Raw genomic sequence first — 21315 nt, 5'->3', positions numbered from 1 at the left:
CCTCCCTCTTCCCTCCTCCCTCTTCCCTCTTCCCTCTTCCCTTCCCTCTTCCCTCCTCCCTCTTCCCTCCCCATGAAACTCAGCGAAGAAATCGAAATCGACTCCCCCCCCTGCTTCGACATGGGCGATCGCGTCCGTGTTCGCAAGCTTATCCGCAACGACGGCACCTTTCCTGGCAAAGATATCGGTTTTCACCTCGCTAAAAAAGGCGATATCGGCTATATCGTTGGCATCGGCACCTATTTACAACGGGCTTATATTTATTCTGTGCATTTTCTAGAAACCAACTATGTCGTAGGCTGTCTTAAAAAAGAACTCGATCTAGCAGAAGAGCGCCCGCCCCTGATTGAACAACCAGATTGGTAAGAACCAATGGCTATCCTCACATCTCACCCCCAACAACCCAACCCCGTCCTGGAGAAAACGTCTCAACGCACCAGTCTCCTTGGCCCACTACGTCGCTGGATTAATCAGATTCAGGTCACCAATTCCCGAACTGCCCATTTAATTTGTCGAGTCATTCCCAGTCATTGTCCGTTTGAACGAGATATTTCTCTTTTTCGGTACACCGTTCATATCCCGGCCCTCTGCAGACTTAACCCAGTTTACGAGGAAATTGTCGATCTGCGGCTACGAGCCTTGACCTACCTGATGGATGCCTGCGGCGAAGATGTCTCTACCTATATTCGCTAAGGGATAACAAAACACTTTAACCTCCTCCTCCTCCTTCATCGCCATGAAAATGACCTCTGGCAAAATTAATGAACTCCTGACCCAGCCTGGCTGTGAGCACAACCATAAGAAAGATGGTAAGGGCCAGAAAAAAGCCTGTCAGCAGCAGGCACAGCCTGGTGCTGCTCAAGGAGGATGTGCATTTGACGGGGCCAGTATTGCCCTGGTGCCGATCACCGATGTGGCTCATTTGGTCCATGGCCCCATTGCTTGTTCAGGCAATTCCTGGGGGAGTCGCGGCAGTCTTTCCTCTGGTCCCATGATCTACAAAATGGGATTCACCACCGATCTGAGTGAAAACGACATTATCTTTGGTGGTGAAAATAAGCTCTATAAAGCAATTCATAACGTTAAAGAGCGCTACAGTCCTGCCGCAATCTTTGTTTATCTTACCTGTGTGACGGCGCTGATTGGTGATGACCTGGATGCGGTCTGTCAGGCGGCTAGCAAAAAATTTGACATCCCTGTCGTGCCGGTCAGTTCTCCTGGCTTTGTGGGTAGTAAGAATCTTGGTAACCGGATTGGGGGTGAGGCACTGCTGGAGCATGTTGTCGGTACGCGGGAGCCTGAATATACAACACCCTATGACATAAATTTAATCGGCGAGTATAACATTGCCGGAGAAATGTGGGGCCTGTTACCGCTGTTGGAAAAGCTAGGAATTCGAGTGCTAGCTAAGATTACTGGCGATGCTCGATACAACGAAGTGGCCTGTGCCCACCGGGCCAAACTCAACGTGATGATTTGTTCTAAGGCCCTGATCAATATGGCCCATAAGATGGAGGAACGCTATGGAATTCCTTACATCGAAGAGTCAATTTATGGCATTGAAGATATGAATCGTTTGCTGCGAGAGATTGCGGCTAAACTAGGCGACTCTGACCTGCAGGCTCGTGTTGAAACCTTAATCAAGGAAGAGACCAGTAAACTAGCTATTGCCCTGACTCCCTACCGTCAACGTCTCAAAGGTAAGCGAGTTGTGCTCTATACAGGCGGTGTTAAAAGCTGGTCGATTATCTCTGCTGCTAAAGATCTAGGCATTGAGGTCGTGGCCACGAGTACTAAAAAGAGTACCGAAGAAGATAAGGCCCGGATCAAAGATCTCCTGGGTAAAGACGGTATCATGATGAAAAAAGGCAATGCTCAGGAACTCCTGAGGGTGATTGCCAAAACTAAGGCTGATATGTTGATTGCCGGTGGTCGTAATCAGTACACAGCCCTAAAAGCGAGAATTCCCTTCCTTGATATTAACCAGGAACGTCACCATCCCTATGCAGGCTATGTGGGCATGATTGAGATGGCAAAAGAGCTAGATGAAGCTCTGCATAGCCCCATTTGGGAACAGGTGCGACGCGAGTCTCCATGGGATAGCGTCGGCGGAGCCTGGGATCGGGCTGGAGCGTCTCTGGCTCATTCTGCCCAGCCTTTAACCAAAGTTCTCTCTCGTAGAAAACCCGTCGCTGTTAATCCCCTCAAGCAAAGCCAACCTCTGGGTGCAGCTCTGGCCTACTTAGGTATCAAAGGCATGATGCCACTCTTCCATGGCTCTCAAGGGTGTACCGCATTTGCCAAAGTCATGTTAGTACGCCATTTCCGAGAAGCGATCCCTTTGTCTACTACTGCTATGACAGAGGTCACCACAATTCTAGGCGGCGAAGGCAATGTAGAGACAGCAATCTTAACGCTGTTGGAGAAAACCAAGCCAGCCATTATTGGCTTATGTACAACCGGACTGACGGAAACCCGAGGCGATGATATGCAGGGAATTTTAAAAGAATTCCGGCAGCGTCATCCCGAGCTGTCCTCACTGCCCATCGCATTTGCATCGACGCCAGACTTTAAAGGAGCTTTACAGGATGGCTATGCCGCCGCTGTAGAGGCACTGGTACGGGATATTCCGGATAGTGGACAGGATGAACTGCGGCAACAGGGTAGCGATTCATTCTATACCTACGCTGCGCCTGGTATGCCTTCTCAGGTAACGGTCCTGGCCGGTTCATCTCTAGCTCCTGGCGATGTACAGGCGATTAAAGATATGGTGACGGCCTTTGGGCTCAATCCAGTGTTTGTTCCCGATCTATCTAAGTCTCTTGATGGTCATTTAGCCGATAGTTACTCCGGTCTCACCAATGGAGGTACTACGCTGCATCAGCTGAAGTCATTGGCCTATTCTTCATTCACCCTGGCGATTGGCAACAGTATGAAGCTGGCTGCTGAAATTTTGCAACAGCGTTTTGGTACTGAGTTCAGGCTCTTTAATAGTCTTACCGGCCTGGGTGCTGTGGACAGCTTTTTACAAGAGCTTGCAGAGCTAAGCGGTCGCCCCGTGCCTGAAAAATTCCGTCACCAGCGTCGACAGCTACAGGATGCCATCCTCGATACCCACTTTTTCTTTGGGCGTAAGCGAGTTGCCCTGGCGCTTGAGCCTGATCTGCTCCATAGGATTGCCTGGTGGCTGACAACCACGGGGGCTGAAATTCATGCGGCTGTTACTACAACTAAGTCCAAACTACTTAAACACTTGCCAGCTGATACGGTTACTATCGGCGATTTTGAAGATTTTGAAGATCTCGCCCAGGGTGCGGATCTGTTAATTGCTAACTCCAATGCCAAAGCGATCGCAAAGCGCCTGGGTATTCCCCTCTATCGCCTTGGTTTCCCAGTATTTGACCGGCTTGGTAATGGTCAACGCTATACCGTCGGTTATGACGGTACCACTCAGCTTTTGTTTGATATCGGCAACATTTTTATGGAGGTCGATGAAGTTGATGCCCATGCCCAGGTTCATGCCTGGCGAGAAGGTCACATGTAAGTATGCACAAGGAGATTTAACCATGAGAATTGCCTTTGCTACCCAAGATTCGTTACACATTAATGCTCACTTTGGTTGGGCCCGACAGCTCGATGTTTATGAGGTGGATACAACTGGCTACACCTTTCTAGAAGCCCTGAAATTTGGGGGTGATCTCAAAGAAGATGGTAACGAAGACAAGCTAGAGCCCAAGGTTAAAGCATTGCAAAACTGCACTATTGTCTATGTTTCTGCGATTGGAGGTAGTGCTGCGGCTCGTCTGATTCGCAAAAATATTACCCCGATCAAGACTGACTCTGGCACCGATGAAATTGAGGATGTACTGGTGCGTCTGGTGCAATCTCTCAAGAATAGCCCGCCACCGTGGCTACGCAAGGCTTTGAGTAAAGGCCAATCTGCTCTAACGTTTGACGATGACTTTGAAACTATTGAAGAGGAAGTAATTGTATGAGTCCTGTTGCTGCCACTGACCTAAAAACAGCTGAATTAGATGCCGCATTAGTGATTGATAGTTCCCCATTTCTCAAGGCGATTGTTCAGCAGATTCGTGCTAATGATGCCTATGGTACCTATCGGAACTGGGCCGATGAGACTTTACTGAAGCCCTATATTATTCCTAAGAAAAAGCGTCGGGAGATTCCAGTAGAAGGGGAAGTTGATCCAATTACCATGGGGCGGATTATGGCATTCTATCGTGCGATCGCAGCCCGGATTGAAGAAGAAACCGGTCAGCTATCCCAGGTTGTTGTTGATCTAAGCCATGAAGGTTTTGGCTGGGCATTGATCTTCTCCGGACGCTTGATTCTGGTGTCAAAAACCTTACGAGATGCCCAACGGTTTGGCTTTGACACTCTAGAAAAGATGAGCGCCGAAGGAGAAAAATTAGTTCACAAGGGGATTGATCTTGCCCAGCGTTTCCCCGCTGTCTGTAACCTTTAGCTTGCTTTCCATCGATCCACCGTTGGGTAGGGGTGGCTCCCCCCTACCTTTCCTCCTCACCTATTTGTCCTATGCCCCAAACCACAACACCAACCAACCTTGACGAGCTTAAAAAACAAATTAGAAAGCTCAACAGCAAAGCGGGTCAAATGAAAATGGATCTGCATGACATTGCCGAAGGCTTACCCACAGATTTAGAACAATTACCCGCCGCCGCCGCTCGCACCTACGACATCTACTGCCAGCTGCGCGATCTCAAACAACAACTCAAAACCTTGGAGGCTGATCAATGACCACATTAACTCGAACCCTGGCTCAATTTAATCAGCTCAAAGATGCTGAAGACTACTTCCAGTTCTTTGGTTTAGCCTACGATCCAAACGTGGTCAATGTAAACCGCCTGCATATTTTACGAAAGTTTTCCCAACTCGTACAGGACGCAGACAAATCCCAACCTGAGGAGCAACGGTTGAAGGCCTATCGCCAGGCATTACAAACCGCCTACGATTTGTTTTTAACCTCTTCTTCAGTTGAACAAAAACTCTTCAAAGTCTTTCAAGACAAACCCAGCAATGTAGTGATGCTCTCAGATATTACCGTGGAATAATCTACTTCTGACTCTCCTCCTCTCCATTCCTTATCTCCTCCTATGCTTCCCTCCCTAACCCCCACCGAAATTGAACGCTACCGCCGTCAAATGATGTTGCCAGGCCTAGGCGAAACTGGACAACGTCAGTTAAAAAACACCACGGCGTTGGTAACTGGTGTGGGTGGCCTGGGCGGCACAGCCGCTCTCTATCTGGCCGTAGCTGGTGTGGGTAAGCTCATCCTGGTGAGAGGTGGCAATCTACAACGGGATGATCTGAATCGACAAATTCTGATGACCGATGACTGGGTGGGTAAACCTCGGGTCTTTAAGGCCCAGGAAACCCTGGCTCAGCTCAATCCCGATATCGATATTGAGGCCGTGTGCGAATATGTCAGTGTTGACAACATTGATAGTCTCCTACGGCCAGCAGACATTGCCCTAGACTGTGCCTTTGACTTTAAGGAACGAGACTTGCTTAATGCGGCCTGTGTACGCCAGCGCACACCAATGATAGAAGCGGCCATGAATAGTATGGAGGCCTATTTAACCACCATTGTGCCAGGCCAAACTCCTTGTCTAACCTGTCTATTTCCTGAAAAACCAGACTGGGATCGTTGGGGCTTTGGTGTATTAGGTGCTGTCTCAGGTACTCTAGCCTGCCTGGCTGCCCTTGAGGCAATTAAGCTGATCACAGGTTTAGGAGAACCCCTGTTAGGACAGTTATTAACTATGGATTTAGCTCGGGCCGAATTCGCCAAACGTCGCCCTTTCCATGATCCTAACTGCCCTACCTGTGGCCAACTCACCCAACCCTCAAATCCTCTGGCCACATCCGCTGCTTTGTGTTGAATTCTGGATTGACCTATGCCCTGGACCACCTTGATTTTGTTTGGAATGGCAGCTATCTCCTGGCAATTGGCCCAAAATCATGCCGATGATATTGGCCGGTTTTTAGGAGCCCAGTCTGCGTTGTTCTGTTTGTTGGCAGGATTGGTAAAAGCACCTCTACTTTTACAAGGTGTGGTCTTGATTGGCCTATTGGTTTATCCCACCTGTTCGTCAGCCTCTGAACGGGCGCACCCCACCAACTGTCCACAACTGTGTGTAATGAGACGTAAATGCCGCTCGGTCAACAAGCTTTGAGGATTGAGTTAAGGCCTGCTTAAGTATCTAAAGGAGAATCTTATGAGTGTTACATTGACTGAACTAGCCGAACTCCGTCTGCGCAGCTTTGTACGGGGCACACCGAATTATACCGCCACCCGAGGTATTCGTCTGGCGGTTAAAGACGGAGGTTGTAATGGCTATGAATATGACATCAAAATTGCCAATGCGCCAGACCCTGAGGATGAAATCACGAATTTCGGGAGTCTGCAGGTCTTTGTAGATCCAAAGAGTGCTCCACTACTGGATGGAGTTGTTGTGGACTACATTGACAGTTTGTTGGAAAGTGGCTTTAAGTTTACCAACCCTAATGCCACTGACACCTGTGGCTGTGGCAAATCTTTCCAAGCGGGAGACTGTAGCCCAGCTGGCGTTCCCTGTTCTTAAGAGCGCCTAAATTGCCTGTCAATTATTTCGTAGAGAGGACTCACCCATGACTACTTATCAAGTTCGCCTAATCAATAAAAAGCGTAAGATTGATGTCACGATCCCCGTTGAGGATGATGTCTATATCATTGATGCAGCGGAAGAAAATGATATAGAACTCCCCTTCTCCTGTCGTTCGGGTGCTTGTTCCAGCTGCGTTGGCAAACTGGTTGAAGGAGAAATTGATCAAGAAGATCAGTCTTTCCTGGATGATGATCAAATTGCCAAAGGGTTTGTCGTGCTATGTTCCACCTATCCTCGCTCAGACTGCACGATTAAGACCCATATGGAGGCCTATTTGGTCTAACTGGGCTGACCTCGATCTTCAGAGATCTTCAGACAGTATCGGTTTTGTCGTCTTCTCCAACGAACCGGATTCAACAGACTGATACTGTCGGGAGAGGGGTAACCCTCCGCTCATGCTTTCTATTTAACGACTGGGTTCGTATTCATTAGGTTAGGGATTAACCATGTTCGATAGTTTAACAGTCTCTGGCTCTTCACTCAGGTTATTAAAAGTCGGTGAACGGGGTGTGATTGCCAGGATTAAAGGCACTAATTCCACCGTTACTGAACAATTGACCAGACTGGGACTATCTCCAGGGACGTCCATTACCCTAGAACAACGGTTTCCCCGTTTTGTAGTGCGTACAGGCAAAGGCCCATTGGCCTTAACCCAGTCAATGATTCAGTCAATTTATGTGCGTATCAGCACTTTATAACAGGCTCAAGAATTGCAATATTAGGAGTCAGAAAAATGTCTAAAATTGGAATTTTCTACGGTAGTACATCGGGAACCACAGAGGAGATCGCAGAGAAAATCTGTGAATTCATTGGGGAAGATAACTGTGATTTATATAATATGGAAGAGGATTTTGATGATGTCGACGATTTGTTGAAATACGACTATCTCCTGTTGGGCTGCTCAACCTGGGGAGCTGGAGAAGTGCAGAATGATTGGCGCGAGCCGCTTTTTGACTTCGAAGTCGACAAGCCCGACTTTTCTGGCAAAACCATTGCCCTGTTTGGCCCCGGTGATTGCGAAGGCCATAGCAAACATTTTGTCGGTGCCCTCGGGACTATCTATGACCAGTTTAAAGCCCTGGGGGCAAAGCTGGTGGGTGCTGTTTCAACCGAAGACTATTCTTTTGAAAAGTCTTCTTCGATTCGAGATGGTAAATTTGTTGGCCTGCCACTGGATGAAGTCAACGAGAGTGATAAAACCGACCAACGCATTGCTGATTGGCTAGAATTACTTAAAGCTGACTTTCCAGTTCTGGCTGCTTGAACGATGCCCATGGGGGCATCAATGGGATCATGTCTGACTTTCTGAGCCGATGGCCCATGAATTCTGGGCCATCGATAACCGCTAACTCACCTCACTTTCAGCGTCGATGGGTGGAATATTATGAAGCGATCGCAGGTCGCCCGCCCCGCGACACTCTGCTAATGGCCCTGGAGCTCTTTTCGACAGAGTTGTCGGCGCGCCGACGCAGGACTGCGGTGGATTTAGGCTGTGGTGAAGGGCGCGACACGGTCGAAATTCTACGACAAAATTGGCGGGTAATTGCAGTGGATGGAGAACCCGAGGCGATTGCACGATTGAGACGACGCTCGGACATCAACCGCACCTATCTAGAAACCCGAGTACAGCGATTTGAAGAGCTGACATTGCCACCGGATGTGGATTTGGTCAATGCCAGCTTTTGTCTGCCATTTTGTCCGCCTGCTGCTTTTGCACAGCTGTGGGAAGAAATTGTTACAGCCCTGAGACCAGGTGGTCGATTTTGTGGTCATCTGTTTGGCGATCGCGACTCCTGGTCAGCCTATTGTGACATTAGTTTTCATACGCGCCCACAGCTTGAACAACTCTTGGCTCCTTTTGAGATAGAGCTTTTAGATGAAGAGGACCAGCCTGGCAAAACTGCTCTAGGAGATGAAAAACACTGGCATTTATATAATATTGTTGTCCGTAAACGTTAGAAAATCTTTAGATCTAGGGGAATACACCCAGAGTCTTCTCCTCAGAATCTTCCAAACTTAAAGATTTTAGGAAGATAGCCAGTATTTTAATGTTTCATATAATCTCTGAGCCTGCTCCAATCAAGCTCTTAACCTTTAACATCAAAGAGTTAACATAACCGACAGGAGAAACGCCAATGAAGGTTGCTAAAGACGTCACTCAGCTAATTGGTCAAACGCCGCTGGTGCAGCTAAACCGAATTCCTCAAGCAGAGGGCTGTGGGGCGCAAATTTTACTGAAGCTAGAGGGGATGAATCCCGCCGCTTCGGTAAAAGATCGGATTGGAGCTAACATGATCCAGGCCGCTGAGGTGGCAGGTGCGATCGCACCGGATCGCACTGTCCTGGTAGAACCCACCTCTGGCAACACTGGCATTGCCCTGGCTATGGTAGCCGCCGCCAAGGGCTATCGGCTGATTCTCACCATGCCAGACACCATGAGCCTGGAGCGTCGGGCCATGCTCAATGCCTATGGCGCAGAGCTAGTGCTGACACCGGGCAGTCAGGGCATGAACGGTGCGATCGCGAAAGCCCAGGAGATTACGGCGCAGCTGCCTAATGCCTTTATGCCCCAGCAGTTTGAAAATCCAGCCAATCCCCAAATCCATCGAGAAACCACAGCAGAAGAAATTTGGAACGATACCGATGGCCAGGTCGATATGGTCGTAGCAGGTGTAGGCACTGGGGGCACAATTACCGGCATTTCCCAGGCACTTAAGCTTAAAAAAGAGAGTTTTCGCGCTATTGCGGTAGAACCTACCAACAGCCCTGTCCTCTCCGGTGGTGGGGCTGGCCCCCATAAAATTCAAGGGATCGGAGCTGGTTTTGTACCCCCGATCCTGCGAGTTGAGCTGATCGATGAGGTGGTCACCGTTACTGACGAGGACGCTATTTCCTTTAGCCGTCGTCTAGCTAGAGAAGAAGGGTTACTCTCAGGTATTTCCGCTGGTGCAGCACTGGCAGCGGCTATCCAGGTTGGCCAGCGGCCTGAAAACGAAGGCAAGCTGATTGTCATGATTCAACCTAGCTTTGGTGAGCGTTATCTCAGCACCGTGCTATTTAAGGATTTACAGCCTGCCTATCCAGCGCTTATCCCTGATAGCCTGGCTGCCAGCTATAAAATCCCCAATCCTGTTGCTTAATTAACAATTAAAAACCATGAATCCTCCCCCCAATACCGCGCCCGTTGATCCCCGTCAAACCCTGTATTTTGGATTAATTGATCGATTACTAGCTTGTCCCAATGGGGAAGAACCCGAGATTCTCAATGCTGACTCCGAGCTGTTAGATGAGGGGTTTGTTCAAGCCCTGATGCAAACTGCCAGCTACTTTGCCCATCAGGACAACCCCGAGGCCGCTAAGTTTCTTGTCTTTATTGCGCGAGAACTGGCTCATCAATTGGGGCTGTATCCTCAATCCCAGCCACAAGCGTAACCCTGGTTTCAGTATGCAACGTCGCAATTATCTCACCTTTTTTCTAGCTGGCCTACTCTCCTGGTTAATTGCGCTCGGCTGCAGCCCTGGAGGCCCAGGCAACGTCTCTGTTACTGGGCCTGCTGTTACGGTATCCGCTGCCGCGAGTTTACAAGCGGCCCTGGATGCGATCGCACCCCAATTTGCCGCCGCCCATCCTACCATTGCCCTAGACTATAATTTTGCCTCTTCAGGGGCGCTACAGCGACAGATTGAACAAGGAGCCCCTGCCGATGTCTTCTTTTCTGCAGCCACCAAACAAATGGATGCACTGTCGGATCAAGATTTGCTTTTGCCAGATTCTCGGCAGAATCTGGTAGCCAACAGTTTAGTATTGATTGCCCCTGTTACGTCAACTCTCAACATTGCCGATATTACCCAGCTAAAAGCAGCAAGCGTGAACAAAGTGGCCGTTGGAGAATTCCGTAGTGTTCCTGCTGGACAGTATGCTGAACAGGTTTTTCGTAAACTAGAATTGTTAGATGTGTTTCAATCTAAATTTGTCTTTGGCAACAATGTTCGTAACGTTTTAGCTGCCGTAGAAAGCGGTAACGTCGATCTAGGGATCGTCTACGCCACCGATGCAGCACTCTCTGATCGGATCAAGATTCTTGCCACTGTACCCGCAGGGTTGCACCAATCAATTGTATATCCCATCGCCATAGTCAAAAACACAACCCAGCCTGACGCCGCCCAAACCTTTATTGACTTTCTAACAACGGATACAGCCCAGGCAATTTTTACAGAATTTGGCTTTGCCTCGCTTTAGTAAATGGGTTTTACGGTCTAAATTTTACGCTACAAACACAGCTTCCAGCAGTTCCTGGTTGGGATAGATACATTTTTTGCTTTCGCCCCCTTCCTCCCCATCGCTGCCATGCTTAACCTCGCCCCCCTCTGGATTTCCCTACGCATTGCGGCGATCGCCACCATCGTCACCTTTTTTATCGGCATTGCTGCCGCCCACTTGATGCATCACTATCGGGGCCGCTGGCGATCGCTGCTAGACAGCATACTGCTAGCCCCCATGGTGCTACCGCCAACCGTATTGGGCTTTTTGCTGCTGATATTCTTGGGAAAGAATGGACCCCTGGGCGTTCTGTTTACCAACCTTGGCATTAGCGTCGTCTTTACCTGGTATGCGGCGGTAATTACCGCCACCGTGGTAGCGCTACCGCTGATGTATAAAACAACATTGGGGGCATTTGAGCAAATTGATAGCAACTTGCAACAGGCTGCACGTACGCTGGGAGCTTCCGAACTAATCGTATTTTGGCGGATTACCCTGCCGCTGGCATTACCCAGTCTGATAGCAGGTGCTACCCTGGCCTTTGCCCGCGCCCTGGGAGAATTTGGCGCGACCCTCATGCTGGCTGGCAATATTCCAGGTCGCACCCAAACCTTGCCAATGGCCATTTATTTTGCCGTTGAGGGGGGAGACTTTCGTGAAGCCGCCGTCTGGACTGGTGTGATTCTGACCGTTGCGTTGGGGGGATTGGTCTTGGTCAATCGATGGCAACCACGGCCAGGTAATCGGGTCAAAAGAAGAGAGAATGGATGGAAGCTGAGGGATCGAGACGCCGGAGGAGCCGACCTTAAAGAGACGCCGGTTTCTTATCCGCTCATGCCCCGATCTACTCATTTGTCAGCTGATTTACCTACGCTTTCTGTTAATCTCACCAAACACCTACCAAATTTCACCCTGGATGTTGCTTTTTCTACCAATGAGCAACCGCTGGGGCTATTGGGGGCGTCTGGCTCCGGTAAAAGTTTGATTTTACGGTGTCTGGCTGGCATCGAGACCCCAGACGCTGGTCGGATTGTTCTGAATGGGCGAGTGTTGTTTGATTCGGAACAGGGCATTAACGTGCCGATTTGCGATCGCAAAATTGGGATTCTCTTCCAAAACTATGCCCTGTTTCCCCATCTCACCATTGCCCAAAATGTAGCCTTTGGGTTACATCGCCAACTGTCGGCTGATCAGATGCAAACCATTGTGACTGAGCAGCTGGCAGCGGTTCACCTAGAATCCCTGGCTGAGCGCTATCCCCATGAATTATCTGGCGGACAGCAACAGCGGGTAGCCCTGGCCCGCGCCCTGGCCAGCCAGCCCGAAGTATTACTCTTAGATGAACCCTTCTCGGCCCTTGACACCCACCTGCGCGATCAGATCGAACGACAGCTGATCGACCGACTGCAGAGCTATCAGGGCATTACCGTCCTAGTCACCCACAATTTAGAAGAAGCCTACCGCGTCTGTCATCAGCTGCTGGTATTAAATAGCGGCAATGCCATTGCCCATGGCCCCAAACACCATATTTTTGAGCGACCCCACAGCCTCCGTGTGGCTCAGCTGACCGGTTGCAAAAACTTCTCACCCGCCATGGCTCACGGCACCCATCAAGTTGAAGCCCGTCACTGGCAGTGTATTTTGCAAACCATTGAGCCGCTGCCGTCAAATCTCTCCCAAATTGGGATTCGGGCTCATCAAATTGATTTTCTTGGGCAGGGCTGCGATGGTGGGTTAGGCAATGGGCAGGTACAAGACCAGTCCCTACCTGCTTCTGTTGTCAACAGCTTCCCGTGTTGGCTGGCGGCGACTAGCGAAACGCCTCACCGCATGACCCTCTACCTCAAGCTCCATCGCCCGCCCACCAATGAGCGCGACTATCACTTGCAAGCAGAAGTATTCAAAGAGAAATGGGCATTACTCAAAGATCAGCCCTTACCCTGGACGGTGCATTTAGAGCCGCTACGATTGATTCTCTTAGCAGATAGTTAAACCAGATAGTTAAGCCTCATCCGTTATCGATCATCTAGAAACACAACTATGGAGATTACTGATTGGCTAGTAACCGCAACTGGAGAATGTCAGCCTCGACCCGCTGCTAAGGCCTGGGATCTAATTCGCGATCGCTATTACTTTCATCGGTTCCTGACGGACATCACCGATTTACTGGACCAGGCTCCCCATGAGTTAGAAGAGTGGAACTTTTTGCCTCAGATTCGCATGCGAGTCCGACAGCTATTCACAAATTCCTACTGGCTCAAAACACAGCAGCCTGACCCGACTTCTAAAGCAGGCGTGTCCATCTTTACACTTTACGATGAGATTGGCTATCCGCTGACAGTTCAAAATGTACTCTCAATGCCAGGTGTTGTTTCTCCGATTCACAACCACGGCACCTGGGGAGTAACCGTCATTATTAAAGGGCAAGAGAAACATACCTTTTGGCGTTCAGCAGGCTCACAGCATCAGCCGTTTAAAATAGAGCCCGCTGCAGAACGAGTCTTTGGCCCCGGTGAAATTGTTAGCTTTATGCCTGAAACAATTCACCAGGTGACGACAGTTGGAGAGACGCCCACGTTGACGTTTCAACTCTATGGAGACACTCAACCTCAGGCCCGCTTTGAGTTTCAGCCTGAGCAAGCGACGGCCAAAGCATTTTAATGCCCCTGCTTACGGGATGGCGCTACTAGAACCATAGGTTTTTGCCAACAGATCAAACGCTTGATCAAGCTGCTCAAACGTAATCAATCCGTGCTGCCATAGGACAATTGGAAACAGGCTAGTATCCTGATCGCTTTGCTGTAACGCTGAAGCAATCGATTTTTCTGGGACTGCTAGCTCATCTTGTAAAAACTGCAGTAATGGCGTGTTTAGAGATATCTGCATTGATTTTAGTCTCCCTGATACGCTAAACGATGACAAGGAATCTTGTCAGATAGGATAGAATTGATTGGATTACCCGTATGAATTTCCAAATGGTCATCTGGGTGAGCCTCAAAAACTATTTTTGAGTGGGGCATAACAGTGCGCTCAAAGAAACCATTAGCAGTGTTGGCAATTCGCACAATTTGAAACTGGGCAGTGTTATTGAGATAACAACACTGCACTTGATCAACTTTCTGAGGAATTGTTATCTCGGTATTTTCGAGATAAAGTGGCTCAGAAACAGCATACCTAAATCGTCTGTTGAGAATTACTTTCATGATGGTGAGCAGGTCGCCAACCTAAAACCTCTAGTGACTCGGGCGATGTATAGAGGGTTATCCCCTTTCCCAAAGAGATACAGATTGAACGACCCATACGAAGTATTTTGCCTTGTTCTTGCGTTAGAGGGCATTCGACCCACTGTCCAGGTTGCCAGTCCATTGGTTTTGCGATCGCATGACTGTACAACTCCTCACACCGTTGTTTTATAGACTCTGACGGCTTATTCGCCATAACGCTAAGCCAAATCTACAGTAATACTTTAAACAACACAGACATTGTTTAAAGTAGTGATGACTACCTTAACAACAAAATCATTGCAGAAGTTGTACGGAAACGTTAACTTTTCTTAAGTTCTTCCATCAACACAGTTACCTGATAAAGCCAACTAAGTATTTATCCCTTGTTTGCAGGTACTCCCTGGCCATTGGTCAGAGCGGTTGTTGGTCGTTCGCAACCAACAACCGCTCTGCAGCAGGTTTATCCAGTAGGATACACATCATTTTCCCCTGAATTAGGAGAAGATTATGTCATTTTGGGTTTATATTCTTCGTTGTGCTGATAGCAATTATTACACAGGCCATACTGACAATCTGGAAAGACGAATTGCTGAGCACACTACAGGTGCAATCCCAACCTGTTACACCTACAAACGCCGCCCTGTAGAACTGGTCTTTTCTCAGGAGTTTTCTACGAGGGATGAGGCACTGACGTCTGAGCGATAGATCAAGGGCTAGAGTCGTAAGAAGAAAGAGGCCATGATTCGGGGAGACTGGAAAGAAGTATCACGGTTAGCCAAGGGAAAACCACGCCTCAATGATTCAGCTTAAGCGACCAACCGTTCAGGCTGAGCCCGTCGAAGCCTTATCCCAGGGAAACGCCCTTCGACCCACTCAGGGCACACGGTAGTCAAGACCCACTCCCCCGAACTCCCGTTCAGGCTGAGCCTGTCGAAGCCCACCTCTGGATACCGCCCTTCGACCAGCTCGAGGCTCACGGCCATCACCGAGAAATACTGCAACATTGGAACGTAAGAATGACTAATAGCAACCCTGGCGCTCAGCCCATAATAAAGAAGCGCACTGGTAACCCTGGAGGACGCTGTGGCTAAAACGATTGCTCAATTAACCCCCGCAGAGCGGTTACAATTTGACCCTACTCGTAATTTAGGCCAAAGCCTAGCTCCACAGCGATGGGAAAGCGCGTGGTCCAGGTTGCCAGAGTTGAAAAAGCTTTTACAGGATGAGTTTGGGGCAACGCGGGTGGTGGTGTTTGGGTCTTTGGCAGCTAAGGAAACGTTTACTTGCTGGTCGGATATTGATCTGGCGGTTTGGGGGATAGTGCCTGAACGGTTTTATGCTGCAGTGGCGGTTTTGAATGATCAATCGCCTGATATCAAAGTGGACTTGGTTGATGCAGAGCGATGTCGGTCTCTGGTGCTGAGGCAAGTCATTGAAGATGAAGGGGTGGAACTTTGACAAAACGCCTTGAGAAACTAAGTCACCGTATTGTTTTGGAACTTGGGAATTTTGAAACAATTGATAGACCAATAATTAGAGTAGCGAGGAGAGAATAGTATGAAAGCCATTGAAACAACAGCCACGATTGACGAACAAGGCCAGTTATCCCTGGATCGTCCATTGATGGTCAATCCGAATCAGCGGGTTAGGGTAATTGTGCTCATAGCGGAAGCAGATGAGCCTGATCCGGACGATACGCCTGATGCGATGGTTTTGGAAGGATTGAAGGAGGGGTTGGAAGAAGCTTTAGCGGGTCAGACTATTCCGGTGGCAAATATGTGGGACGGTATCGATGCCGAATGAGTCTCCATCCGTTGAGGTTGCCCTCACATCTCGGTTTCAAAAAGACCTCAGATCGCTAGCTAAGCGCTATCGTCGTATTCGTAGTGATGTACAGCCACTCATTCAGCGACTTGAAGCAGGTGAATTACCTGGCGATCAGATTGCCGGGATGAATTTGACGCTGTTCAAAGTTCGGCTAAAGAATAGTGATATTCAAAAAGGTAAAAGTGCAGGCTATCGAGTTGTTTATTACGTGAAAACAAAAGAGAACGTTATTTTGGTAACGATTTATTCAAAGTCAGATCAATCTGATATTGACCCAAACATGGTAAAAACTATTCTGGCTCAATATGAATCGTCATCTGAATAGGATGTTTTTTGTTTTTGGGAGATGTCATTTGAGAAATGCCCTATAGCCTTATCAGGCATGGCTACGCTAACGATAAGCTCAGGGCAAACGGCGTCCAAAGTCAAACCACCAAGCCACCCCGCTCAGGCTGAGCCTATCGAAGCCCTTCCACCAAGCTGCCTCTGCAAGCTGAGCTGGTCGAAGCCCTATCCCTTGGACAACGCCCTTCTACCAGCTCAGGGCTCATGGTAGTCGAAGCCCCAACTACTACTCCGGAATTCCGTTCAGGCTGAGCCTGTCGAAGTCTCACCTCTGGACAACGCCCTTCGACAGGCTCAGCCTGAACGGTAATCGCCCCCCGCTCAGGGCTCACGGTAGTCCAAAACCAAACCTAAAAAAAGGCCTCTCCCTACGACAATGAGCATAGAGATGGGTTCCCAAAAGGTGCTGTTTCTGGCAAGGGAAAAACCAAGAAAATAATAGAGTATGAAAACTTGCTTTAGCCGATTATTAGGGGGCAGAACAGTATCTACCATCCTCCCACCCAACTACCATCCTCCCACCCGACTGCCTTGCCATCTGCACTAACCCTTTAATTCCTTTCTACCGGAATCTGAATATCACTGCGCTTCAATCCATCCGGAATAAACGGTCCATCATAGAAAAACCGTCGCGGTGGCCCTACCACCTCATAGTCCGGATGCGCCGTCAGCCAATCCTGCAGTTGCTGCACACCCCGCGTATATACCCCATAGCCATAGCCACCCCGCAGTCCAATACTCACCACCGTCATCGGTGGCATATCCTCCACCTGCACATTCTGCGCTACCTCTTTTGGCACGATATCTAAACTGCGATACAAAAACGAAACTGCCGCATCCCCGTCTGAAATTGCCCCCGTCTGTAGCGTCGCCGTCGGATACCGCGTCTCCACTGGAGCCGTCATCGAAATATTATTGTCGCTAATGTGACGAAATAACGGCGAAAACCCACGAGATGACGCTTTTCCCAAATCGCCCCGTACTTGTACCGTTGCTGCCCGATAGGCCGGATACTGTTTAATCTCAATCTCACCGTTTGCTGTAGGCGACGGAAACCCCTCCGGTAAAGGTGCAGACGACGCCCGATAGCCCCAGACCAGTAGGGCTCCTAAGCCGACGAATACTCCAACAATTAGCAGTCCCTGATTTAATTTCATCATCTTGGGCCTAAGAACTACATGACCGAACTAGTGCTAAAAAACACCTTTGGCATATTGCTCAATAGTAACCGTCCGATATATACCGGACGCTGACGCTCCATCTAAAAGGTGACCTATCATCCGGGAGTCGAGGTTTGTAATCAAATAACGATTTCTTAACCAATGCCTACAAAAACCTTAACCCAATTCCCTTTACCGATGTGACGATGTATACAAAGGTCTAGTGACCTGCTGGTCATTATTGCTGAAATGTCTTAATGCCCCTCGGTAAGAACCTACCTATGAGTGTCAATAAACCTTGCGATCGCTACGGAAAATGGCTGTCCTTACTGCTAGTGCCGCTGTTAGTAACCGCCTGTGGTGGCGATTCTAAGGTAACGGTCGAGGGAGATAGCGTGACCCAAACAGAACTTCAAGAAGGAGGCAGTCTGGTTTGGGCTCGTTATGGTGATGCGGATTCACTTGATCCACATCGCACGACAACAACATTATCCTGGCAAGTATTTGATCAAATTTACGACACATTATTGGCATTTGATGACAATGGTGATGTTGTTCCTAATGTGGCGAAGGAATGGACCGTTAGTGACGATGGCTTAGAAGCCACCTTTGTCTTAAATGAAGGGATTGTCTGTCATGATGGTACGCCGTTTGATGCCAATGATGTGAAGTACACAGCAGAGCGAGCAATTAGCGAAGATAACCCCAGTGTTACCAAGGGGGCCTGGGGACCGATTGCGGCGGTGGATGTGGTTGATCCTCAGACGGTCAAATTTACCTTTGAGAAACCCTTTGGGGCCTTTATCTCGTTTATGGCCGATCCGTTCTCTAGCCAGATCTGCGACAGTGCCGAAGAGCTGGGTGATGAATTTGGAGTGACGGCAGCGGTGGGAACCGGCCCCTGGAAGTTCGTTAGCTGGACTAAAGGGGATGAGATTGTTCTAGAGAAAAATGCTGACTATCAGAACTTTGGTCGCCCCATTGCAAATGAGGGTGCCCCCTATCTCGATCAGCTGATTGTTAAACAAATTCCAGAATCTCAAACTCGCTTGGCAGGCTTACAAACTGGCGAGATTCAGGTGATTGCTGAGCCGCCGCTAGAAGAGCTAGAAGCGATTGAGGCCGATCCTACCCTAGAAAACTACGTGGCTGAAAAAACTGGTCAGAATGTCTTCTTTGAGTTTACGGTCTCCCGTCCGCCATTCAACGATATTCGAGCGCGACAGGCCGTGGCCTATGGCATTGATCCCGATGCAGCCATTGATCTTGTTTTTGGTGATGTAGTCCAGCGTGAAACATGTACGGTGGCCCGTGGAGTGATGGGGAACGATCAGGCGTTCTGTGCCCAGCACGGCTATAGTCACGATCCAGAGAAAGCCAAAGCCTTACTGGCAGAACTGGGCTATGGCCCTGATAACCCTCTAACGGTCACCATGATGACCTGGGTGGGTGGCAACCGTGAAAAAATGGTGCAGGTTTTTCAAAACCAGCTGCAGCAGGTGGGGATTGAGACCGAGATTGAGACCATGGATATTGGTACGATGAATGCTCGGGTTAAGCAGGAGAATGAAACGACGGACGGGCAAAGCACCTTTGATATGATGGGCTGGGCCTGGTATGACCCTGATATTTTGCACCAGCTATGGCATTCGCCGGGGGCTTACAGTGGTTACCAAACCCCTGAGCTGGATGCTCTGCTAGCTAAAACCCGGACAACAGTTGACCCAGAGGCTCGTTTAGCTGCAGTACAAGATGCCCAAAAATATCTCCTGGAGAATGCGGTGCATGTGCCGCTGTATACACCGGGGTGGCTATGGATCTATACGACCCGTTCAGAAGTAGAAGGTTTTAAGATTGGACCGTTTGATCGACCATTGTTTAATGATGTGAAATTGAGTTCATAAATCATCTCTGCAGAGGCGTTCCATGGAACGCCTATCCGTCAAAAATAACGCCTATTTAACCGGGTTTTATGACTCGATATATTCTGAAGCGTATTCTCAGTGGCATCTTTACCATTTGGGTGACCACGATTGCGGTGACGTTGTTAATCCATCTGGTACCGGGAGATCCGGTACAGATTATGTATGCCCAGTCCCAGTCGACGACACCGGAACAGCTTGAGCAAATTCGTCATCAGCTGGGGTTAGACCGCCCCATTTATGAACAGTACATCATGTATATGGGGCGGATTCTCCAGGGAGACTTTGGCACGACAATTCGGGGCAGTCAGCCAGTGTTAGATCTGTTGCTAGTGCGGTTGCCGAATACGCTGATATTGGCCTTAAGCAGTCTGGTTATCACCATGGTTGTCGGGGTGACAGCCGGTTTTTTTGCAGCCTACAAACGGGGCACCTGGATTGATACGGGATTAATGACCGGGGCGATTTTGGGCATTTCCATTCCTAGCTTTTGGCTGGGGCTGATGTTGATGTATGTATTCTCGATTCGTCTGGGGTGGTTGCCGGTTTCAGGGACTGATTTTAAGAACTTGATCTTACCGGCCCTAACCCTGGGCCTGGCCAATGCAGCGGCGGTATCTCGGCTTACCCGCTCCTCCATGCTAGATGTGTTTGCTCAGGACTATATGCGAACGGCACGGGCCAAGGGTTTAGCAGAGACGATTGTGCTATCGCGCCACGCCCTGCGTAACGGCATGATCAATGTGGTGAATATGCTAGGGCTACAGTTTACCTACATGATGGGTGGGGCAATTGTAGTAGAGAATGTGTTTGCCTGGAATGGAATTGGTCGGTTGGCGATTCAGTCTATTTTTCAGCGAGACTATCCAACCATTCAAGGGTTTATCTTAATCTTTGCCACGGTGGTGGTAACCGTATCGATTGTGTTGGATATTCTTTATGCCTGGATTGATCCGCGCATTAACTATAGCTAAATCATGGCCCAATCAGACAGTCTTCAGGATCACCGATGGCTTAGTGCTACTCGTGTTTTGGGGTTTCTCCGGGTGCTGTTGCGCAGCCCCAGTACCAAACTAGGGGCAATAATTTGTTGTGTGCTAATTTTAACGGCTCTGTTTGCCCCCTGGATTGCGCCCTTTGACCCCACCTCTATGGGGGCAGGGCAAGCCCTCACCCCACCCAATGGCGACTACTGGTTTGGCACCGATGAGCTGGGGCGAGATTTATTTAGTCGGATTGTGTATGGCTCACGGCTGACCCTCAAGGTGGGGGTAATTGCTGTCGGCATCTCAATGACAGCCGGAGTGCTGATTGGCTTGGTAGCTGGCTATGCAGGCGGCTGGCTAGAAGCGATTTTGATGCGCCTGGTGGATGTGCTGTTTTCCTTTACTGAAACATTGATTGCTTTGGCGGCGGTCGCTGTTCTTGGCCCCAGTTTGACTAATGCCATGATTGCCGTGGGCATTAGCTCGATTCCTTTTTATGCCCGCATTACCTATGGAGCGGTCCTAGTAGAAAAAAACAAAGAGTATTTCAAAGCAGCCCAGTCAGTGGGAGCTAAACACGGCCGACTGATCTTTCGCCACATTTTGCCAAATATTCTCTCCCCTATTATTGTCGTTGCCACCGTCGGCGTTTCAGTAGCTGTACTATCCGCCTCAGCCCTGTCCTTTTTAGGGCTAGGCGCACAACCCCCATCCCCAGAATGGGGAGCTATCCTAGCTGCCGGTCGTGACTATTTCAAGCGAGCCCCCTGGATTACCACCTTTCCAGGCGTTGCGATCGCACTCACCGTTCTAGGCTTCAACCTCCTCGGCGACGGCCTCCGCGAAGCCCTTGACCCACAACAACATCAATAGCCTTTCTCTCTCATTCTCCACTCTCCCACCC

Annotated in this window: 30 protein-coding genes; 26 read left to right on the top strand and 4 right to left on the bottom strand. The window is 49.3% G+C overall.

The genetic code is table 11. From position 1 onward, the window contains the following. The 19 genes from N836_RS70425 to N836_RS70335 form a co-directional block, all read left to right on the top strand. Nucleotides 1-366, top strand: a 366-nt coding sequence (locus tag N836_RS70425; RefSeq protein WP_235071193.1) for a nitrogen fixation protein NifZ, incomplete at its 5' end; no start/stop codon positions are given. 6 nt (nt 367-372) lie between these two features. After that, nucleotides 373-693, top strand: a complete 321-nt coding sequence (locus tag N836_RS70420) for a Mo-dependent nitrogenase C-terminal domain-containing protein (RefSeq protein WP_023076708.1) — start codon at nt 373-375, stop codon at nt 691-693. Nucleotides 694-736: 43 nt separating this feature from the next. Continuing rightward, entirely contained in the window at nt 737-3544 is a 2808-nt protein-coding gene (locus N836_RS75050) for a bifunctional nitrogenase iron-molybdenum cofactor biosynthesis protein NifEN (protein WP_023076707.1), read from the top strand. A 22-nt stretch (nt 3545-3566) separates the two neighbouring features. After that, a complete protein-coding gene (gene nifX / locus N836_RS70410; protein WP_023076706.1) occupies nt 3567-3995 on the top strand; it encodes a nitrogen fixation protein NifX in 429 nt (142 codons plus the stop codon). Next, nucleotides 3992-4483 (top strand): NifX-associated nitrogen fixation protein, encoded by a 492-nt coding sequence (locus N836_RS70405; RefSeq protein ID WP_023076705.1) that lies wholly within the window; start codon nt 3992-3994, stop codon nt 4481-4483. Before nifX ends, N836_RS70405 begins: the two co-directional genes overlap by 4 nt. A gap of 71 nt (nt 4484-4554) precedes the next feature. Continuing rightward, the gene (locus N836_RS70400; RefSeq protein WP_023076704.1) at nt 4555-4776 is read left to right on the top strand and encodes a CCE_0567 family metalloprotein; all 222 of its coding nucleotides are present in this window, start codon (nt 4555-4557) and stop codon (nt 4774-4776) included. Continuing rightward, nucleotides 4773-5090, top strand: a complete 318-nt coding sequence (gene nifW / locus N836_RS70395) for a nitrogenase-stabilizing/protective protein NifW (RefSeq protein WP_023076703.1) — start codon at nt 4773-4775, stop codon at nt 5088-5090. The genes N836_RS70400 and nifW overlap by 4 nt, the downstream gene beginning before the upstream one ends. A 42-nt stretch (nt 5091-5132) precedes the next feature. After that, the gene (locus N836_RS70390; protein WP_023076702.1) at nt 5133-5921 is read left to right on the top strand and encodes a HesA/MoeB/ThiF family protein; all 789 of its coding nucleotides are present in this window, start codon (nt 5133-5135) and stop codon (nt 5919-5921) included. A gap of 15 nt (nt 5922-5936) precedes the next feature. Beyond that, on the top strand, nt 5937-6215 hold the full coding sequence (locus tag N836_RS70385) for a hypothetical protein (RefSeq protein ID WP_023076701.1): 279 nt from the start codon (nt 5937-5939) through the stop codon (nt 6213-6215). 42 nt (nt 6216-6257) lie between these two features. Further along, nucleotides 6258-6623: a HesB/IscA family protein gene (locus N836_RS70380; RefSeq protein ID WP_023076700.1), complete on the top strand. Its 366-nt coding sequence runs from the start codon at nt 6258-6260 to the stop codon at nt 6621-6623. Nucleotides 6624-6669: 46 nt separating this feature from the next. Then, nucleotides 6670-6969: a 2Fe-2S iron-sulfur cluster-binding protein gene (locus N836_RS70375; RefSeq protein ID WP_023076699.1), complete on the top strand. Its 300-nt coding sequence runs from the start codon at nt 6670-6672 to the stop codon at nt 6967-6969. Nucleotides 6970-7132: 163 nt separating this feature from the next. Next, nucleotides 7133-7384 carry a ferrous iron transport protein A gene (locus N836_RS70370; RefSeq protein WP_023076698.1) on the top strand — a complete coding sequence of 84 codons (252 nt, stop codon included), beginning with the start codon at nt 7133-7135 and terminating at the stop codon, nt 7382-7384. 35 nt (nt 7385-7419) lie between these two features. Further along, nucleotides 7420-7950, top strand: a complete 531-nt coding sequence (locus N836_RS70365) for a flavodoxin (protein ID WP_023076697.1) — start codon at nt 7420-7422, stop codon at nt 7948-7950. A 29-nt stretch (nt 7951-7979) separates the two neighbouring features. Continuing rightward, nucleotides 7980-8645, top strand: a complete 666-nt coding sequence (locus tag N836_RS70360) for a class I SAM-dependent methyltransferase (protein ID WP_235071192.1) — start codon at nt 7980-7982, stop codon at nt 8643-8645. 176 nt (nt 8646-8821) lie between these two features. Continuing rightward, nucleotides 8822-9826: a cysteine synthase A gene (gene cysK / locus N836_RS70355; protein ID WP_023076695.1), complete on the top strand. Its 1005-nt coding sequence runs from the start codon at nt 8822-8824 to the stop codon at nt 9824-9826. Between the two features lie 16 nt (nt 9827-9842). Beyond that, nucleotides 9843-10118 (top strand): hypothetical protein, encoded by a 276-nt coding sequence (locus tag N836_RS70350; protein ID WP_023076694.1) that lies wholly within the window; start codon nt 9843-9845, stop codon nt 10116-10118. Between the two features lie 13 nt (nt 10119-10131). Further along, nucleotides 10132-10926: a molybdate ABC transporter substrate-binding protein gene (gene modA, locus N836_RS70345; protein ID WP_023076693.1), complete on the top strand. Its 795-nt coding sequence runs from the start codon at nt 10132-10134 to the stop codon at nt 10924-10926. A 108-nt stretch (nt 10927-11034) separates the two neighbouring features. Then, the gene (gene modB, locus N836_RS70340) at nt 11035-12939 is read left to right on the top strand and encodes a molybdate ABC transporter permease subunit (protein ID WP_023076692.1); all 1905 of its coding nucleotides are present in this window, start codon (nt 11035-11037) and stop codon (nt 12937-12939) included. A 48-nt stretch (nt 12940-12987) separates the two neighbouring features. Beyond that, complete coding sequence (locus tag N836_RS70335) at nt 12988-13608, top strand: cupin (protein ID WP_023076691.1); 621 nt, start codon at nt 12988-12990, stop codon at nt 13606-13608. A gap of 9 nt (nt 13609-13617) precedes the next feature. Here the strand turns inward: N836_RS70335 and N836_RS70330 are convergent, their stop codons facing one another. From N836_RS70330 to N836_RS76200, 3 genes are read right to left on the bottom strand one after another with little or no spacing between them, the layout of a single operon-like run. After that, a complete protein-coding gene (locus N836_RS70330; protein ID WP_023076690.1) occupies nt 13618-13833 on the bottom strand; it encodes a DUF2949 domain-containing protein in 216 nt (71 codons plus the stop codon). Between the two features lie 5 nt (nt 13834-13838). Beyond that, nucleotides 13839-14150 carry a DUF1830 domain-containing protein gene (locus tag N836_RS70325; RefSeq protein ID WP_023076689.1) on the bottom strand — a complete coding sequence of 104 codons (312 nt, stop codon included), beginning with the start codon at nt 14148-14150 and terminating at the stop codon, nt 13839-13841. Further along, on the bottom strand, nt 14122-14385 hold the full coding sequence (locus N836_RS76200; protein ID WP_152532306.1) for a hypothetical protein: 264 nt from the start codon (nt 14383-14385) through the stop codon (nt 14122-14124). The genes N836_RS70325 and N836_RS76200 overlap by 29 nt, the downstream gene beginning before the upstream one ends. 293 nt (nt 14386-14678) lie before the next feature. Here N836_RS76200 and N836_RS75045 point away from each other — a divergent pair, with 293 nt between their 5' ends. The 4 genes from N836_RS75045 (at nt 14679) to N836_RS70315 (ending at nt 16323) form a co-directional block, all read left to right on the top strand. Next, complete coding sequence (locus tag N836_RS75045; RefSeq protein ID WP_200867482.1) at nt 14679-14876, top strand: GIY-YIG nuclease family protein; 198 nt, start codon at nt 14679-14681, stop codon at nt 14874-14876. 378 nt (nt 14877-15254) lie between these two features. Further along, nucleotides 15255-15629, top strand: coding sequence for a nucleotidyltransferase family protein (locus tag N836_RS0139805; protein ID WP_023076688.1), 375 nt, complete (start codon nt 15255-15257; stop codon nt 15627-15629). 99 nt (nt 15630-15728) lie between these two features. After that, nucleotides 15729-15974 (top strand): type II toxin-antitoxin system RelN family antitoxin, encoded by a 246-nt coding sequence (locus tag N836_RS70320; protein WP_023076687.1) that lies wholly within the window; start codon nt 15729-15731, stop codon nt 15972-15974. Further along, entirely contained in the window at nt 15964-16323 is a 360-nt protein-coding gene (locus N836_RS70315) for a type II toxin-antitoxin system RelE family toxin (RefSeq protein WP_023076686.1), read from the top strand. The genes N836_RS70320 and N836_RS70315 overlap by 11 nt, the downstream gene beginning before the upstream one ends. Nucleotides 16324-16894: 571 nt before the next feature. On the opposite strand, the gene N836_RS70310 is transcribed toward N836_RS70315, so the two are convergent. Continuing rightward, nucleotides 16895-17503, bottom strand: coding sequence for a heme-binding protein (locus N836_RS70310; protein ID WP_023076685.1), 609 nt, complete (start codon nt 17501-17503; stop codon nt 16895-16897). Between the two features lie 281 nt (nt 17504-17784). Between N836_RS70310 and N836_RS70305 the strand changes: the two genes are divergently transcribed. From N836_RS70305 to nikC, 3 genes are all read left to right on the top strand, one after another. Next, on the top strand, nt 17785-19407 hold the full coding sequence (locus N836_RS70305) for an ABC transporter substrate-binding protein (RefSeq protein WP_023076684.1): 1623 nt from the start codon (nt 17785-17787) through the stop codon (nt 19405-19407). 68 nt (nt 19408-19475) lie between these two features. Continuing rightward, the gene (locus tag N836_RS70300) at nt 19476-20399 is read left to right on the top strand and encodes an ABC transporter permease (protein ID WP_023076683.1); all 924 of its coding nucleotides are present in this window, start codon (nt 19476-19478) and stop codon (nt 20397-20399) included. A 3-nt stretch (nt 20400-20402) separates the two neighbouring features. Further along, nucleotides 20403-21284 carry a nickel transporter permease gene (gene nikC / locus N836_RS70295; RefSeq protein WP_023076682.1) on the top strand — a complete coding sequence of 294 codons (882 nt, stop codon included), beginning with the start codon at nt 20403-20405 and terminating at the stop codon, nt 21282-21284. Nucleotides 21285-21315 lie beyond the last annotated feature (31 nt).

This window comes from Leptolyngbya sp. Heron Island J, from assembly GCF_000482245.1.
In the GTDB taxonomy this organism is placed as follows: domain Bacteria; phylum Cyanobacteriota; class Cyanobacteriia; order Phormidesmidales; family Phormidesmidaceae; genus Leptothoe.
Note: the sequence above shows the minus strand (reverse complement) of the source record. Positions and strands in the feature narration are given on the sequence as shown.

Coding starts and splice junctions, on each gene's coding strand:
- N836_RS70420 (WP_023076708.1), top strand. CDS start 373: ATGGCTATCCTCACATCTCACCCCCAACAACCCAACCCCGTCCTGGAG.
- N836_RS75050 (WP_023076707.1), top strand. CDS start 737: ATGAAAATGACCTCTGGCAAAATTAATGAACTCCTGACCCAGCCTGGC.
- nifX (WP_023076706.1), top strand. CDS start 3,567: ATGAGAATTGCCTTTGCTACCCAAGATTCGTTACACATTAATGCTCAC.
- N836_RS70405 (WP_023076705.1), top strand. CDS start 3,992: ATGAGTCCTGTTGCTGCCACTGACCTAAAAACAGCTGAATTAGATGCC.
- N836_RS70400 (WP_023076704.1), top strand. CDS start 4,555: ATGCCCCAAACCACAACACCAACCAACCTTGACGAGCTTAAAAAACAA.
- nifW (WP_023076703.1), top strand. CDS start 4,773: ATGACCACATTAACTCGAACCCTGGCTCAATTTAATCAGCTCAAAGAT.
- N836_RS70390 (WP_023076702.1), top strand. CDS start 5,133: ATGCTTCCCTCCCTAACCCCCACCGAAATTGAACGCTACCGCCGTCAA.
- N836_RS70385 (WP_023076701.1), top strand. CDS start 5,937: ATGCCCTGGACCACCTTGATTTTGTTTGGAATGGCAGCTATCTCCTGG.
- N836_RS70380 (WP_023076700.1), top strand. CDS start 6,258: ATGAGTGTTACATTGACTGAACTAGCCGAACTCCGTCTGCGCAGCTTT.
- N836_RS70375 (WP_023076699.1), top strand. CDS start 6,670: ATGACTACTTATCAAGTTCGCCTAATCAATAAAAAGCGTAAGATTGAT.
- N836_RS70370 (WP_023076698.1), top strand. CDS start 7,133: ATGTTCGATAGTTTAACAGTCTCTGGCTCTTCACTCAGGTTATTAAAA.
- N836_RS70365 (WP_023076697.1), top strand. CDS start 7,420: ATGTCTAAAATTGGAATTTTCTACGGTAGTACATCGGGAACCACAGAG.
- N836_RS70360 (WP_235071192.1), top strand. CDS start 7,980: ATGTCTGACTTTCTGAGCCGATGGCCCATGAATTCTGGGCCATCGATA.
- cysK (WP_023076695.1), top strand. CDS start 8,822: ATGAAGGTTGCTAAAGACGTCACTCAGCTAATTGGTCAAACGCCGCTG.
- N836_RS70350 (WP_023076694.1), top strand. CDS start 9,843: ATGAATCCTCCCCCCAATACCGCGCCCGTTGATCCCCGTCAAACCCTG.
- modA (WP_023076693.1), top strand. CDS start 10,132: ATGCAACGTCGCAATTATCTCACCTTTTTTCTAGCTGGCCTACTCTCC.
- modB (WP_023076692.1), top strand. CDS start 11,035: ATGCTTAACCTCGCCCCCCTCTGGATTTCCCTACGCATTGCGGCGATC.
- N836_RS70335 (WP_023076691.1), top strand. CDS start 12,988: ATGGAGATTACTGATTGGCTAGTAACCGCAACTGGAGAATGTCAGCCT.
- N836_RS70330 (WP_023076690.1), bottom strand. CDS start 13,833: ATGCAGATATCTCTAAACACGCCATTACTGCAGTTTTTACAAGATGAG.
- N836_RS70325 (WP_023076689.1), bottom strand. CDS start 14,150: ATGAAAGTAATTCTCAACAGACGATTTAGGTATGCTGTTTCTGAGCCA.
- N836_RS76200 (WP_152532306.1), bottom strand. CDS start 14,385: ATGGCGAATAAGCCGTCAGAGTCTATAAAACAACGGTGTGAGGAGTTG.
- N836_RS75045 (WP_200867482.1), top strand. CDS start 14,679: ATGTCATTTTGGGTTTATATTCTTCGTTGTGCTGATAGCAATTATTAC.
- N836_RS70320 (WP_023076687.1), top strand. CDS start 15,729: ATGAAAGCCATTGAAACAACAGCCACGATTGACGAACAAGGCCAGTTA.
- N836_RS70315 (WP_023076686.1), top strand. CDS start 15,964: ATGCCGAATGAGTCTCCATCCGTTGAGGTTGCCCTCACATCTCGGTTT.
- N836_RS70310 (WP_023076685.1), bottom strand. CDS start 17,503: ATGATGAAATTAAATCAGGGACTGCTAATTGTTGGAGTATTCGTCGGC.
- N836_RS70305 (WP_023076684.1), top strand. CDS start 17,785: ATGAGTGTCAATAAACCTTGCGATCGCTACGGAAAATGGCTGTCCTTA.
- N836_RS70300 (WP_023076683.1), top strand. CDS start 19,476: ATGACTCGATATATTCTGAAGCGTATTCTCAGTGGCATCTTTACCATT.
- nikC (WP_023076682.1), top strand. CDS start 20,403: ATGGCCCAATCAGACAGTCTTCAGGATCACCGATGGCTTAGTGCTACT.